Origin of the sequence: Thiocystis minor, assembly GCF_016653465.1 — a bacterium.
GTDB lineage: Bacteria > Pseudomonadota > Gammaproteobacteria > Chromatiales > Chromatiaceae > Chromatium > Chromatium minus.
Genome location: NZ_NHSQ01000063.1, coordinates 51,669 through 65,989, shown reverse-complemented (window position 1 = coordinate 65,989; position 14,321 = coordinate 51,669). Strand labels below are relative to the sequence as shown.

The following is a 14,321-nucleotide window of genomic DNA, read 5'->3' as shown; positions in this document are numbered from 1 at the left end:
GACGTTCTTGCCGGGCTATCATTCCGCCTGACGTTTCAGGCGCGGAGCGCGGTTCGCCGCGACCATGCCACGGCCTGCGAAGAATGCGTCAATCGCAGCCGCCGGTCGCTCTTTGTGGATACCCATCACCGAGGAACCTTTTTTCCAGTACGATCAGCTTTGCGGCCGCCCACGGCGAACGCCGAGGCGCGGTTTCATCATAATAAAAAAGTCAGATTCTTAAGCCACGCCAGCTCTCATACGCGTGGTTGAGGGCGAGGCACCGTCACTGACCCAAGGCGTTCGTCCGCCTGACGCGGTTTGAAGGGGAGGATAAGCCGATGCAATCAAATTGCCAGGTGGAGCCGATGGACCTTATGGAGACCGACAGCCGCGCCCAGTGGTCAGCCTTAAGAGAAAGCAATCCATCCGCGTCCAGACGAGCGGAGCAGCGGCTGATGGAAAGCGAGGAACGGCATCGGCTGTTCTTCGAGCAGTCCCGCGATGCCATGATGACCCTGACCCCGCCCTCCTGGCAATTCACCACCGGCAATCCGGCCGCCTGCGCGATGTACGGCGTGCGCGACGAAGCGGCATTCACCGCCCTGGGGCCGTGGGATGTCTCTCCCGAACGCCAGCCCGATGGCGGCCTGTCGGCCGAGAAAGCGAGGGCGTCGATCGAGACGGCGCTGCGTGAGGGTTCCCATTTCTTCGAGTGGACCCATCGCACGCTGGACGGCCGGGATTTCCCGACCACCGTCCTGCTGACCCGCATGACGATGGCGGGCCAGACCTTTGTCCAGGCGATCGTGCGCGACATCACGGCGCAGAAACGGGCGGAGGAGGCGCTGGCGCAATTGGCCGAGGAGCGGCGCATCCTGCTCGACAACATCCAGACCCAGATCTGGTACCTGACCGACGATCACACCTATGGCGCGGTCAATCGCGCCCACGCCGAATTCAGCGGCCGGCGGGTCGAGGACATGGCCTTCAAGAGCCAGTACGACATCTTTCCGAAGGCGATCGTCGATGCCTGCCGCGTGGTGAATCGCGAGGTCTTCGCCACGGGCCAGACGGTCCGGACCGAGGAATGGTTGCCCCATGCGTTGGGCGAACCGCGACTGATCTCCATCCTGAAATCGCCCAAGCGGCGCGCCGAAGGCACGGTGGAATATATCGTCTGCTCCGGCGAGGACATCACCGAACGCCGGCGCGCGGAGCTGGCCGCGCAACAGGGGCATGCACTCAACAACGCCATCATCGACAGCATTCCCGGCACCTTTTACATGCTCGACGACCAGGGCCGCTATGTGCGTTGGAATGCCTATCAGCGCGACGAAATCATCGGCAAGCCGGATCATGCCATCGGCGGCATGCAGGCGCTCGACAGCATCCATCCGGACGACCGCGAACTCATTCAGGAAAAAATCGCCAATGTTCTGAACCACGGCGTCGTGGAGACCGTGGAAGGCCGGGTTCTGCTGCATGGCGGACCGGCCTTCCGCTGGCTGGTCATGACGGGGCGGCGGATGACGATCGATGGCCGCCACTTCCTGTTGGGGATCGGGATCGATATCGCCGAGCACAAAGAAGCCGAAGCAAAACTCCACCTGGCCGCCAGCGTCTTCACCCATGCCCGCGAAGGCATTGTGATCACCACTGCCGACGGTTCGATCATCGAAGTCAACGAGGCCTTCACCCACATCACCGGCTATGGCCGGGAGGAGGTGCTTGGCCGCAACCCGCGCCTGCTCAAATCCGATCGTCATCCCCAGGAATTCTACGGCGCCCTGTGGCGCTCGCTGATCGAAAAAGGCCACTGGTCCGGCGAACTCTGGAACCGGCGCAAAAATGGCGAGGTTTTCGCCGAGATGCAAACCATCAGCGCGGTGCACGGCGCGCGCGGCGACACCCAGCACTACGTCGCCTTGTTCTCGGACATCACCGCGCTCAAGGAGCACCAGCGGCAACTCGAACACATCGCGCATTACGACGCCCTGACCACTCTGCCGAACCGCGTCCTGCTGGCCGACCGCCTGCACCAGGCCATGGTGCAGACCCCGCGGCGCGGACAGCAAGTGGCGGTCGTGTATCTCGATCTCGATGGCTTCAAGGCGATCAACGATCGTCACGGGCATGAAGCCGGCGACCAATTGTTGATCGCCGTGGCGGTCCGGATGAAGGAGACGCTTCGCCAAGGCGATACCCTGGCCCGACTGGGTGGCGATGAGTTTGTCGCCGTGCTGGTCGATCTCGCCGATAGCCTGTCCACCGAGTCGCTGCTGTACCGTCTGCTCGCCGCCGTGGCCGAGCCGGTCCAGGTCGGTGATCTCACCCATCGGATTACGGTCAGCCTCGGCGTCACCTTCTACCCGCAGGTGGACGAGGTGGACGCGGACCAACTCCTGCGTCAGGCCGACCAGGCCATGTATCAGGCCAAGCTGGCCGGCAAGAACCGGTATCATCTCTTTGACGCCGAATACGACCGCAACGCCCGCGGTCATCATGAAAGCCTGGAGCACATCCGTCACGCCCTGCTCGCACGCCAATTCGTGCTCTATTATCAACCCAAGGTGAACATGCGCGCGGGGACGGTCGTCGGCGCGGAGGCGCTGATCCGCTGGCGGCATCCCGAGCGCGGTCTGCTGCCGCCGGCGGTGTTCCTGCCGGTGATCGAGGATCATCCGCTGGCGGTCGAACTCGGCGAGTGGGTGATCGAGACGGCGCTGACCCAGATGGAGGAATGGCACACGCTCGGACTGGATCTGCCGGTCAGCGTCAATATCGGCGCCCGGCAGTTGCAGCAGATCGATTTCGTGGAACGCTTGCGCGCCTTGCTGGCCGCGCACCCTGGGGTCAAGCCGTCCTGTCTCGGCCTGGAACTGCTGGAAACCAGCGCGCTGGAAGACCTGGCCCGCGTCTCCGAGATCATCGCGGCCTGCCGCGAGCTTGGGGTGATGTGCGCGCTGGACGACTTCGGCACCGGCTATTCCTCGCTGACCTACCTGAAACGCCTGCCGGTCAACCTGCTCAAGATCGACCAGAGTTTTGTGCGCGACATGCTCGACGATCCGGAGGATCTGGCCATCGTCCAGAGCGTCCTGGGCCTGGCCGCGGCCTTTCGCCGCGAAGCCATCGCCGAAGGCGTGGAAACCCTGGAGCATGGCGAGAGGCTGCTGCAACTTGGCTGCGAACTGGCCCAGGGATATGGCATCGCCCGCCCCATGCCAGCCGACGAGATCCCCGGCTGGTCGGCCGCCTGGTGCCCCGATCCTCGCTGGACCGATCCGCCCGTCGCGAGTCGCGAGATGTTGCATCCAAAAGAGGAGCAGGCATGAACCTGACACACGCACACGCCCTGGCGCTTCAGGAACTGGCGCGTTTTCCGGCACTGCACGCCTGGACCTTCGGCTGGAATGTCCGCAAGCGCGCGCATGGTTTGTGCCGCTATGACCGGCGGCGGATCGAATTGTCGGCCCCGTTGACAGAGCGCGAACCCGAGGTCTCCCTGATCCTGAACACGATCCGCCACGAGATCGCTCATGCCTTGGCCGGTCCGAAGACCGGTCACGGTCCGGTCTGGCGACACTGGGCCGATCAGGTGGGCTGCACCCGCATTGCCAGCACACGTTCCAGTTCGGAGGGTGCGACACCGATTCCGCCCCGGTATCTGCTGGTCGCGCTCGTCGACGGTCGGAAACAGGTGGTGAAGACCTACCATCGCCGTCCTTCGAGGGGCTTTATCGCTTCATTGCCACACCGGCATCTGCGGGGGCGACCGGAGACGCTGGGGACGCTGCGCCTGGAGCGGCTGGCATGAACTGCCCAATTCGCGCCGGATCGCAACCGGTCAGGACCGCAATCGAAGTTCCGCCGGGCAGATCCGACAGACTGCCCAATCCTCGCCAAATTCCGCGCTGTCCTGCCCGTCGATCTCGACTTGAACAAGCGCGCGGCAGAGCGGCGGCATGACGAGAATGCCGCCGGGCGGAACGACCAGATCCCCGGCGAGCGAGAGGCGGCAGAGCCCCTCTGATTCCCGCCACAGACGGTAGCTGATCCGGCCATGCTGGGTCGGCAGATCGCGCACCCGCACCTCGCCACCTCCGGCCAGCCAGTCTTCGGCGACGCCGGCCGCGATCACCAGGGTCTGGTCCGACTCACGCTCATAGGCGAAGAAGCTGCGCACCGCGAGGATATATTCGGCGCCGATCCAGCTATGCGGCATGTCCCCGATGAAGCTGGGTCCGAGCGGGTCGCGCCAGGAAATTTCGGGCCATTGGTTCCAGGGCCGGATGCGGCGGTCGGCCAGGAAGAAATCCAGCAGTTCGTGCGCCTCGCCCCGCCGACCGAGCCGCACCAGCGCGCCGATGATGCGGATCTCGTAGGCGGTGTAATTGGCCCAGGGAATTTCGCCGCGCGCCCGCGCGCGAAATCCAGTCATGTATTTGTCGAAGGTCTGGTCGATCGCCGGTCTTGGCAGACGGTGCAACTCGTCGGCGACCGTGATGGCGATGGCCGTGGCCGAGGGGTCGAAGTCGGCGAATTCGACCGAGCCGGGGACGAAGTCCAGCCCACGCTCCGCGATGACGCGGTGGAGCGAGGCATAGAGGGTGTCCTGGAAGGCGTCGCGCAAAACGGCGATGCGTTGGGCTTGATCCCGCTCGCCGAGCAGGTCGGCCATTTCGGCGGCGTCCTTGAGTCCGCGCACGGCCCAGAAATCGTCCCAGTAGGCATGGACCGGATGGGCCATGTAGCCCTCGTGACTCATGGACTCGGGCAACAGCCCGTAACAGGACTGTTTCTCTCCGGCCCGATACTCGGGCGTCAGACGCTGGTTGCGCAGCGACTCCAGAAAATCGACGCACTTCAGGACCGCCGGCCACAGCTCGGACAGAAAGGCGCGGTCGGCATTAAAGCGGTGGTGATCCATGACGGCGAAGATGAATTCGCCCCAGCTATCGAATTCGGGCAGCCACTCGCAGCCGTCGCGGTCGGCGCAATCGGGCAGATTGCCGTCGGCCGTCTGGAAGCCCGCGTACCAGCGGATGAAGTCGCGCCCCGCCTGAGCATGCCCGACCCGCGCCAGTGCCGCGCCGATGAGTGCGCCGTCGCGGATCCAGGCGCGTGAATAACGGCGCGGCCCCGGTTGCAGGGCGGGACCGTCGCGGCTGATCAGGATATGGGCGGCGGCGGTCTTCAGGGTTTCGACGACCCCGGTCGCCTGGAGCGGGAGCTGGATGTCGAGCGTGTCCAGTCGCGTCGCCCACTCGGCGCGGGCGCGCGCGAATTGCTCGGCGCCGGTCAGGTCGCTGGACCAGGTCGCCGCCTGCGCTGGCGTCAGCTCACCGAAGGGGATGGCGAGATAGACCTCACGCGTCGCGCCGGCCGGCAACTCCAGATCGAAGCGCAACGCCCCGGAGGCATAACCGAAGGGGTCGCTCACCTGATCGCGGTTCGGCAGGTCGCCGATTTTCAGATATTCGCTGATTGCGCCTTGGGCGAAGGTGGCGGCGCCGAAGCGAGCGGGCGCGTCGAGCGGGATGATCCATTTGCCCTGGTTGACGCGGACCTTGCCGTCCGCGCAGGCCAGTTCGTCGATCTGGCTCACCCCGCCGAACCGCTGCCAGTGCTGCCAGGTCGGCGTGACCTGGAAGGGCCGGATGGCGGCGAAGAGCGCCACGGACCGCAACCGCCCCGATGCGTTGGCCACGCGGTAACGGATGAAGAGACAGGAGTCGCCACCTTCGCCGGTCGCGAAGGCGGTGACCCGCAGACTCAGATCGCCGCTCCGCCAGTCGGAATGGGGGATCGGAAGATCGCCCCGCTCCAGGCTTTGGCTCAGGTCCGCGTCGGCCCAGGCAATGAGCCGGCCCTCGACGAAGAGAAAGGGCTCGATCGAGAAGCTGCCCTTGTCGACCTCGACCATGCCTTCTTCGTTGAAGAGTGCCTGCGTTACGTCCTCGCCCGTTCCGATCGGCGTCCAGTAAGTCTGGCGTCCCAGCAGATATTTGGGGTAGAGCCCGGTGCGCGCCCGCTGGGCGATGGCGCTGAAAAAATCGTTGAGCGAGCGCGAGAAGTCGTGAGGCTGGACCTCGACGCACTGGATGCCGAGACCGTCGCGTCCAGGACTTGGCTGAAGGTCGAGCGCCACATAGCGCGAAGCGGTCTCTGGCAGATACACGCAGGTCTCCTCGCCGACCCCTTGATGGGTTTCGAAACAGGTTCGCCAGTCGGTCCCGTCGGATGAAAGCCGGATGGTCAGACCCTGTGGCCGGCGCTCGGGATCCCAGCGGATGATCAAGCCGCCATACTCGCGTTCGCACTGGAAATCGATCAGCAGGCGTTGGGGCGCGTCCGTGCCGTCGGTCCACCAGCCGGTTTCCGGGGAAGGGTCGCAGACATGCCGTGGTTCGTAGCCCGGCCGGGTGCTGCTCGCCTTGACCCACGGGGTCAGGGAATAGCTGGTGTCCTCGAAGCGCAGATCCTCGATCCAGAGCGTTCCTTGTCCGCCGGGTCCGGCGGCAATCACGAACTCGATCGCCGCGATCGACCGCGCCGGCCCGCCACCCAGCGGACCCCACGCGAAGGCGATCCGGTTGCTCTTGATGCGCAGATCGAGCCAGTCCTCGGGCGGCGTGAAGACCTCTTCGCGAAAGCGCCAGACATTCTGATTGGAGGCGTCCACCAGCTTGAATTCGAAGATGTTGCCGGGGCCATACCCACGGATGCCGAAGCCGAAGGCATAGCTCTCCGGCAGGCTCAGATCGAACAGCTTGCGCGCGACCACGAAGCCGCCGCCGCCCTGGAAGTCGAAATCCAGGCGCATCGCCCCCGTCCGCCGTCCCCGCTCCGGCGCGATGCGCAGCCGCGCCTGTCCCGAGGCGATCGCGCTCCAGCCAGAGAGATCCTCGAAGTCGTCCAAGAGATTGTCATTCATGAGTCGGTTCCTGAAATCAGGTCATCGCGATGATCGTCGCCCGAGATTGGCGGCGGACGCAACCATTAACCTACATTGAGCGGTCAGCCTCCAGCCGTCAGCAGCCAGCTTTACAAAGGCTAATGGAGGCTGGCGGCTGACTGTCCTTTCTAGTGCTTCGCTGCTCAAGTTCCGAGACCGGGGCCTCCTCGTCGTCGTTGTCGTTGTCGTGATCGTAATCGTGGTCTCGACATGGCGAATAATCGACAACGACAACGACAACGACAACGACAACGACAACGACAACGACTTGAGACGGTCTTGGGGCTTTCGCACAGTTGCACTAGGATTAACCGAGCCGTACCTCCAGCCGATTGATCCCTGGGATCATCCCCGCGCGGACATCGTCCAAGGGGATCTCGGCGGCCCCGACGCGATAGGGTGAGGCGCTCCGCTCGAAGGCCAGCTCGGCGCCGTTGAGCCGGATGGAGAACGGGCCGCAACCCGCGCTCCGGATGCGGTAGGTGGCCTCCACCGCTTGCCCGTCCAGCCTCAGCTCGACCCGCAGACCATCCAGACGCGCCGGGATGACCGGGTCGACCACCAGCCGCGCGCGCTCCAGGCGCAACCCGATCAGGGCGCGCAGGATGAGCCCCAATCCAATGCCGGCCCCACTGGAATAGACCCGCCAGCCGCCTTCGAGCGGTATTTCGCTCAGCCCCCGCGCGTAATCGGCGTCCGCCTCGGAGCGGTCGGCGAAGGCGGCGTCCGAGCTGGAAAAATAGCAATTCGACTGGCGCAGGGTGGCGGCGGGGATCAGGGTACGGATGCCGATGGGATTGACCAGAGAGAGCGCGCGGAAGAAGCCCTCGGCGTCACCGACACACCAGAGTGCCTCGGCGTAGCGCAGATGGGCATGGGTGTACATGAGCCCGATCTCGCGGCCGAAGAAGCTGCTGCTCTCGGCGCGCTGGAAGTGGCGCTGGAGACCACCACGGTAGGGCATGGGCCGGTCGAAAAGTCTGGCCCCATCGGGTCCGAGCAGATGCCGCGCGATCAGTTCCAGATGCCGGTGCGCCTGCTCCGGGGTCAACAGACCCTCGATGATGGCATGCACCATCGCCAGCAGACTATAGGAGAGCCCGGTCGTCTGGTCGCGCGGGTGGAGCAGATAGGCGATCGCGTCCGGGTCGCGGAAATCGGCGAAGCCGGCCAGGACGCCGTCGGGGAGCAGAAGGCGCTGGAAGTCCGCGCGCACAGCTTCCGCCTGGACGGCGTGGATCTCGGCCTGCGCGTCCTGCCCGAGATGCCGGAAGGCCGCGGCCAGGGTGGTCAGGGTGCGAGAGTGCAGGGTCACGGTCCAGGCGCTGCACAGATGCTCGCGCATGGCCGGGTCGACCGGCTGGAGCGAGTCGTTCCAATCGCCATTCCCATAGGCGGCGAGCTGGGTGTCGGGGATGCGGCGCCGGGCGATGAGCGCCAGCGCCCGCTCCAGGTGCGCGCGGATGGTCGCCTGTTCCGCCGGCCCGTCGCCTTCGGGATGGAAGAAGGGGACGACCTCGTCGAGCAGCGCGGCATCTCCGGAGGCCGCTAGATATTGGGCCAACGCCAGCAGGGGCCAGAAAACGATGTCCCCGTGCGAATCGCCCGGTCGGATGTGACGCTCGCGCGCGAAAAACATGAACCACTGCGGCCAGTCGCCATCGGGGTTCTGGTTTCTGAAAAGACGCCCGATCAGGTCGCGCACCGGTTCGGGCCGGCCCAGCGCGAGCAGGAGTTCGATCGGTCCCTGAGCCACGTCGCGGGTACCCCAACCGCCGCCGGAATACTGTTCCAGACCGCGCGGGCTGAGATAGTGGATGAGTGCGTTCTGGGCGAGCCAGGGCAGGAACTCGCCGAGCCGTGCCGCGTCTCCGGCCAGGGGGCTGGCGGTGGGCGGATGCAGACGCACGCCGGCGGTCATGCGGGTCCAGTATTCCGACTCGGCGAGCGACTCGCCAGGTTCCCCGGCAACGAGCTGACCGGTCAGGCGGAAGCCTAGCGCGGTCGCGGATTCGGTGATCAGACAGAAAAAGGATTGATTCCGGGAGCGTCCGTCGGCGAACAGCAACGCGTCTCCACCGCAACGCTCGATCCGGGTGTCGGGCCGCGGATCGATCCGGAAGCCGCCCTCGGGGAAGCGCCGGCCGACATCGCAGTCGGGGATGGGGCGGATCAGGAAACCCTCGGCGTCCTGCTCATAGTGCACGGGGACAGTGTCCGATCCGTCGTTGCCATTGATGGCGACATGGTTGGCGAGCAGGAAACGCGCGGGTTGACCGGCGTAGACCTCGATCTCCAGGAACAGCGCGTGGCGGTCGGTCGGCGCCCGGCTGGTGACCTGGATCCAGCCCTCGGCGTGGCGGTAGGCCCAATGGCAGGCACTGGGGGTCATGGCGAAGGCCGAGGGGACGTCCAGCAGATGCCAGAGGCCGTCCAGTTCCACGAAGAGTCGCTGGCCGTGCGAGCGAAAGAGTCCCAGATAGCTATGGGTCGTGGAGAGCAGACGGTTGATACTCACATGCCCCTGGGTCACCATCGAATGAAAAACCCCGGCCATCCAGACGGTCGAGGTCAGACCCGACTCGTCCGGGGTGAGCGCGGAGCCGGTGCGCAGGATCTGGCCGTGCGGTCGCAGAACCTTCAGCTCCTTGGGCTTGAGCACCACATGGGTGTGCTCGCCAGCGAAGAAAGACAGGCTTGTACCATCCTCGTCCGTTTCCAGATGGCGCCAGTCGGTGCCGAAGAGCGCGGTCAGCTCGCCCACGGTCAGATCGAGACACTCCAGCAGAGGCGCTCGGGCGAAGAGGCTGGCAGTCGACGCGATGTCCCCGGTTGCGGGCGGTTCGTTCGTCCCCTCGCCCCAAGGACTCTCCCACTCGGAGGCGAGGGGCTTGTGCAACGCCAGCGCCCGTTCGACCAATGCCAAATCGGTATGCGAGGTGGCCTCCGGATGGTCGGCCTCGAACCAGCCGAAGAAACCGCGGGTCACCCGCTCGCCGGGCTCCAGCCGAAAAGGCTCCTCCTGGAGCGCCGCCATCGCGTGTTCATGCTGACGGCGCGCGCCGGGCAGACCCGCGACCAGGGCGATCGGTTCGCGGCCGGCGCGGGTCGCCAGCCCATGGACCTGCAGGGCGTCGGTCGCGTAGCGGACCGCCTGGCCGAGCGAACCGATCAGACACCAGGGGTGGTGTCCGCCCATCGACTGGTTCTGGCGCGTGGCCAGCACCCAGCCGTGCGCGGGATGGGACAGCGGGGTGTGATCGAGGTATTGGCAGACATAGTATTCGTTCAGGCGTACCGCTCCGTAGTGGGCCAGTCCCAGATCCTGCGTGTGGATCAGATCCAGGGTCACCGCCTCGGGGCCGTTGTTCTCCAGCGTCAGGTGCCAGAACCAGGCCGGAGCCGCTTCGGCCAGGGTCAGGGTGACGCGGAAGCGGATTCCCTCCCAGAGACCGGACAGCGCGAATCCTTCCCCCGCGTCGATCCGTCGCGCCGGGGCGCGCGGACCGAGCAATGGGGTCGACGCGATCCGCGCGCCCAGTCGGCGCAGATAGAGATTGGTCGGGCCGCCCTCGACCTCGTTGCCTGGAAAGAGGTTGATCAGGATGTCCTGGTGATCCAGGCGGCGGATGGAGCCGTTGCCGTTCACCTGCACCGACAAGCCGGAATCGCTCCGAAGCAGGCGGGGACCGGGGACGGTCTGACGATCTTCACTGTTCATGGCGCGATACCTGATGGAGCGAGATTGCCCGCACCTCAAAAGCGTGGCACTCCCATGCCGGCAGATCGAGATAGAGCCCCTGGGTGGCGAGGTCGGTGCCGTCGCGTTCGTAGACCGACTTGCTCAGCCGATCCTCAAAACGCCAGGTTCGACCGCTAAGGTCGTCCCATGGCAAAGCCACATGGCACTCACTCCGATGAGCCGCATGGTTCACCGCAACGAGACGCCGGAGCGCTCCGGGACCGCTCCAGGAGAAGACGATGACGTCGTCGTTCGTCGCGTTCTCCGGCCAGGCTGGACGCGTCTCCAGGAGTTGCCAGGCTCCATCGCGGTAGGCGGGATCTCGCAGACAGGCGAACAGGGTGTCATAGAAGGTCATGATCGCGGCATCCGGAGCCTCGGCCGGTCCCCGCTTCAGGTGGATCGGGATCCGCACCCGTTTGCCTTCACGCTGTCCCTGGTGGAAAAAGCGCAGTCCGGGGCTGAGAAAAGTGATGACGGCGGCCGCGCGGTGAGCGTCCGGCTCGAAGGTCGCCGCGGCGCGCGGCTCGTCGTGGTTTTCGAGGAAGCGCGCGAGACGATCCTGGAAATCGAGTCCGGCGAACAGATGCTCGCGAACAGGCCGCGCTGCGCCCTCGACCAGACGGTCGTAGAGCCGTTTGTCGTAGGTGTAGTCGAATCCCTCCTGCTGGAGCGTCCATTCGAGATCCCAATAGACCTCGGCCAGAAACAGAAAGCCGGGAATCTCCGCACGCACGGCCGCCGTGGCTGCTGGCCAGAAGGTCGACGCGGGAATCCCCCAGGTGCGTTCGAAGATCTCGGGCAGAATCAGCATCGCCATGTCGCAGCGCACGCCATCGCACTGGTGGGCGATCCGCTTGAGTTCGCCAAGCAGGGCTTCCTGAAGCCGTGGATTGCCATGCTGGAGTTGCAGCGTGTCGGGCCAGCCGGGGAAGTAGGGGTCACGGCCATAGGCCAGGATGCGGCTCCCGTTGGCGGTCTCCAGGCGTCGGTAGTTCCGCGGTTCCGCCGCCAGTTGTTCCTCCGTCCCCGTGATGAAGAAGTCCGGATGCTCGTCCACCCAGGGGTGGTCTGGCGCGACGTGGTTCGGGACGAAATCGAGGACGAGCCGCAGGCCGCGCGCGCGCAGACGTTCGCGCAGCCGGGCGAGCGCGGCGTCGCCGCCGAAGTCGGCGTGGACGCGGTAGTCGCGGACGGCGAAACCGGATCCGCTGACATCGGATTCCTGAAAATCCGGGAGCACGCGGCGATAGTCGGCCAGCCACTCGGGATGCGTCGCCGACACCTGGCGCGCGGCCTCGCCGGTCTGCCAGACGCCGAGGAACCAGATCAGGTCGAATCCGTCACTGGCGAACCGGTCGAGTTCCGTGTCGGGGAGGTCGTCCAGGGTTGCCGCGCGGCCGAGTTCGAGCGACAGCTCCGAGAGTCGGACGCGGGTGTTGATCTCAATTAGTAAGGGATAGCGTGGCTTGGACATGGTTGAATTCCTCTCCGCGCTGTCTCAAGGGATCATGTTCATCGCGACTGACAAAATTGCCCGATCAAGGCGCGCAACAGTTCCAGGGTCGGCGGGATCCGGTCGAGCGCCAGGTATTCGTCGGGCTGATGCGCCTGGGCGATGTCGCCCGGACCGAGCACCACGGTGTCCATCCCGAGCCGGTTGAAGAAAGGCGCTTCGGTGCCGAAGCTGACCGCCTCGGCGGCGTGTCCGGTCAAGGTCTCGCTGGCCCGCACGATGGCGGAGTCGGCCGGTGTCTCCGCCGCCGGAATCGCCTCGAACAAGGGTTCGACCGTCCAGATCAACCCGCGCCGTTTTCCAACCACCTCGACCCGCCTGGACAGCTCGGCGCGCAGATCGGCGGGGTCGAGACCGGGCAGCACGCGCAGATCCAGGTGCAGTTCGCAGTCGCCGCAGATGCGGTTGGGATTGTCGCCGCCGTGGATGTGGCCGAGATTGATCGTGGGGTAGGGGACCGCGAAGGCCGGATGACGATGGCTGCGTTGCAACTCCTCGCGCCAGGCGAGCACGGCGGTCAGTACCTCATGCATGCCATCCATGGCGTTATTGCCCAGGCTCGGGTCGCTGGCGTGTCCGCTGCGACCGATCAGCCGCACCGCTTCGCCCATCACGCCCTTGTGCAGCCGCACGGGGCGCAGTCCGGTCGGCTCGCCGATCACGGCGTAGCGGCCCAGCGGACGCCCGGCCTCGACCAGGGCGCGGGCGCCGTGCATGGCGGATTCCTCGTCGGCGGTGGCCAGGATCATGAGCGGACAGACCAGATCCTCCGCTGTCAGACCGCGCGCGGCTTCGATCGCCAGGGCCAGAAACGACTTCATGTCCGAGGTGCCAAGTCCGTAATAGCGCCCATCCGACTCGGTGAGTTTGAGCGGGTCGTGGTTCCAGAGCGGCGCGTCGAAGGGGACGGTGTCGGTATGACCGGAGAGCACCAGTCCGCCAGGGCCGCTGCCCAGCGTCCCTAGCAGATTGAATTTGTCCGGGTGACCGGGGATGGCGAGAATCTCGACCCGGAAACCGGCCGATTCCAGCCAGCCGGCCAGCAGGTCGACCAGCGGGCGGTTGCTGTGATCGAAGGCGGGCGTGACGCTGCTGACCGACAGGGTGCCGATGAGCTCCTGGAGCATGCGCAAGAGTGGTGGGGCTTGGTTGGCCATGGACGCGGGGTCTCCGACAGTGGCTGGATTACAACGCCTTCAGGTCGGTCGAGTCGCCATAGGTCTCGATCCCCAGGCGTTCGGCGACCTTCGCGGCACGGGCGTCGATCATCGGCGAGATCACGATCAGCCGGTTGGCCGTGCGCCCATGCCGGCGTTCGTAGAAGCGTGCCTTGCGCTCGAAGCTATACATCCCCGCTTTGTCGATCGAGGACTTCAACTCGCAGATCAGCAGCAGGCCATTCTGGATGATGACATCCAGCTCGACTTGGTCGGGACGCCCGAAGACCTCGCCCTGGTCGTCATACTCGTTGACGTTGATCACCTGCACGCCAAAGCTAACCTCCAGGATGCCCGCCAGGGCGTCGCGGAAGGCTTTCTCCGATTGCAGACCCCAGCGCGCGCCCAGCGCGCCGATCGAGCGGTCGAACTTTTTGGCCTGGGCCATGATTTCCTCATGGACCAGTCTGAATTCCTCGCGAGCCGCTGCCTGATCCTCGCGCCATTGGCGATTTTGTTCCGCCCATTTGAGGTTGTTTTCATCCCACTTCCGTTTGCCTTCCCGCTGCTGCTCGTCCCATTTGCGGTTATTTTCGTCCCATTTGCGGTTATTCTCTTCCCATTTCCGTGCGTCTTCCGCCTTCTGCTCGTCCCATTTCCGTTTGTCTTCCTGCTTCTGCTCGTCCCATTGGCGGCTATTTTCCTCCCATTTCTGCTCGTTCTTCTCGCGATCGCGGCGCAATTCGCCCAGCAGTTCGTAAAAGCGGTCGTTCGTCTCCGCCCTTCCGGCGTATTCTTCGCGGGTCAGATTCAGGAGATAGGCGCGGAACTCCGGGTCGGTGCGCAGGATTTCCGGCAATTCGCGTCGGATCGATTCTTTCAAGGATTCCGCGTTCATCTGTCTTGCTTTTTTTCGTCCGCCCTGTAGATTGCGCCAGCTTATCCCCTCGTTTCGTCCATCGCCAG

7 protein-coding genes are annotated in these 14,321 nt (G+C 65.2%); 2 read left to right on the top strand and 5 right to left on the bottom strand.

The features are described 5' to 3' along the window. Positions 1–320: 320 nt before the first annotated feature. A complete protein-coding gene (locus CCR95_RS07355) occupies positions 321–3,317 on the top strand; it encodes a sensor domain-containing protein (RefSeq protein ID WP_201093162.1) in 2,997 nt (998 codons plus the stop codon). After that, positions 3,314–3,799 carry a SprT-like domain-containing protein gene (locus CCR95_RS07350; protein ID WP_201093161.1) on the top strand — a complete coding sequence of 162 codons (486 nt, stop codon included), beginning with the start codon at positions 3,314–3,316 and terminating at the stop codon, positions 3,797–3,799. The genes CCR95_RS07355 and CCR95_RS07350 overlap by 4 nt, the downstream gene beginning before the upstream one ends. Before the next feature lie 30 nt (positions 3,800–3,829). Here CCR95_RS07350 and CCR95_RS07345 read toward each other — a convergent pair whose 3' ends face one another. The 5 genes from CCR95_RS07345 to CCR95_RS07325 form a co-directional block, all read right to left on the bottom strand. Continuing rightward, complete coding sequence (locus CCR95_RS07345) at positions 3,830–6,919, bottom strand: discoidin domain-containing protein (protein ID WP_201093160.1); 3,090 nt, start codon at positions 6,917–6,919, stop codon at positions 3,830–3,832. Between the two features lie 328 nt (positions 6,920–7,247). Continuing rightward, positions 7,248–10,661 carry a GH36-type glycosyl hydrolase domain-containing protein gene (locus tag CCR95_RS07340; protein WP_201093159.1) on the bottom strand — a complete coding sequence of 1,138 codons (3,414 nt, stop codon included), beginning with the start codon at positions 10,659–10,661 and terminating at the stop codon, positions 7,248–7,250. Then, entirely contained in the window at positions 10,651–12,159 is a 1,509-nt protein-coding gene (locus CCR95_RS07335) for an alpha-amylase family glycosyl hydrolase (RefSeq protein ID WP_201093158.1), read from the bottom strand. Before CCR95_RS07335 ends, CCR95_RS07340 begins: the two co-directional genes overlap by 11 nt. 38 nt (positions 12,160–12,197) lie before the next feature. Continuing rightward, positions 12,198–13,355: an acetylornithine deacetylase gene (argE, locus tag CCR95_RS07330; RefSeq protein WP_201093156.1), complete on the bottom strand. Its 1,158-nt coding sequence runs from the start codon at positions 13,353–13,355 to the stop codon at positions 12,198–12,200. Between the two features lie 28 nt (positions 13,356–13,383). Beyond that, on the bottom strand, positions 13,384–14,253 hold the full coding sequence (locus CCR95_RS07325) for a PD-(D/E)XK nuclease family protein (RefSeq protein ID WP_201093154.1): 870 nt from the start codon (positions 14,251–14,253) through the stop codon (positions 13,384–13,386). Between the last annotated feature and the right edge of the window lie 68 nt (positions 14,254–14,321).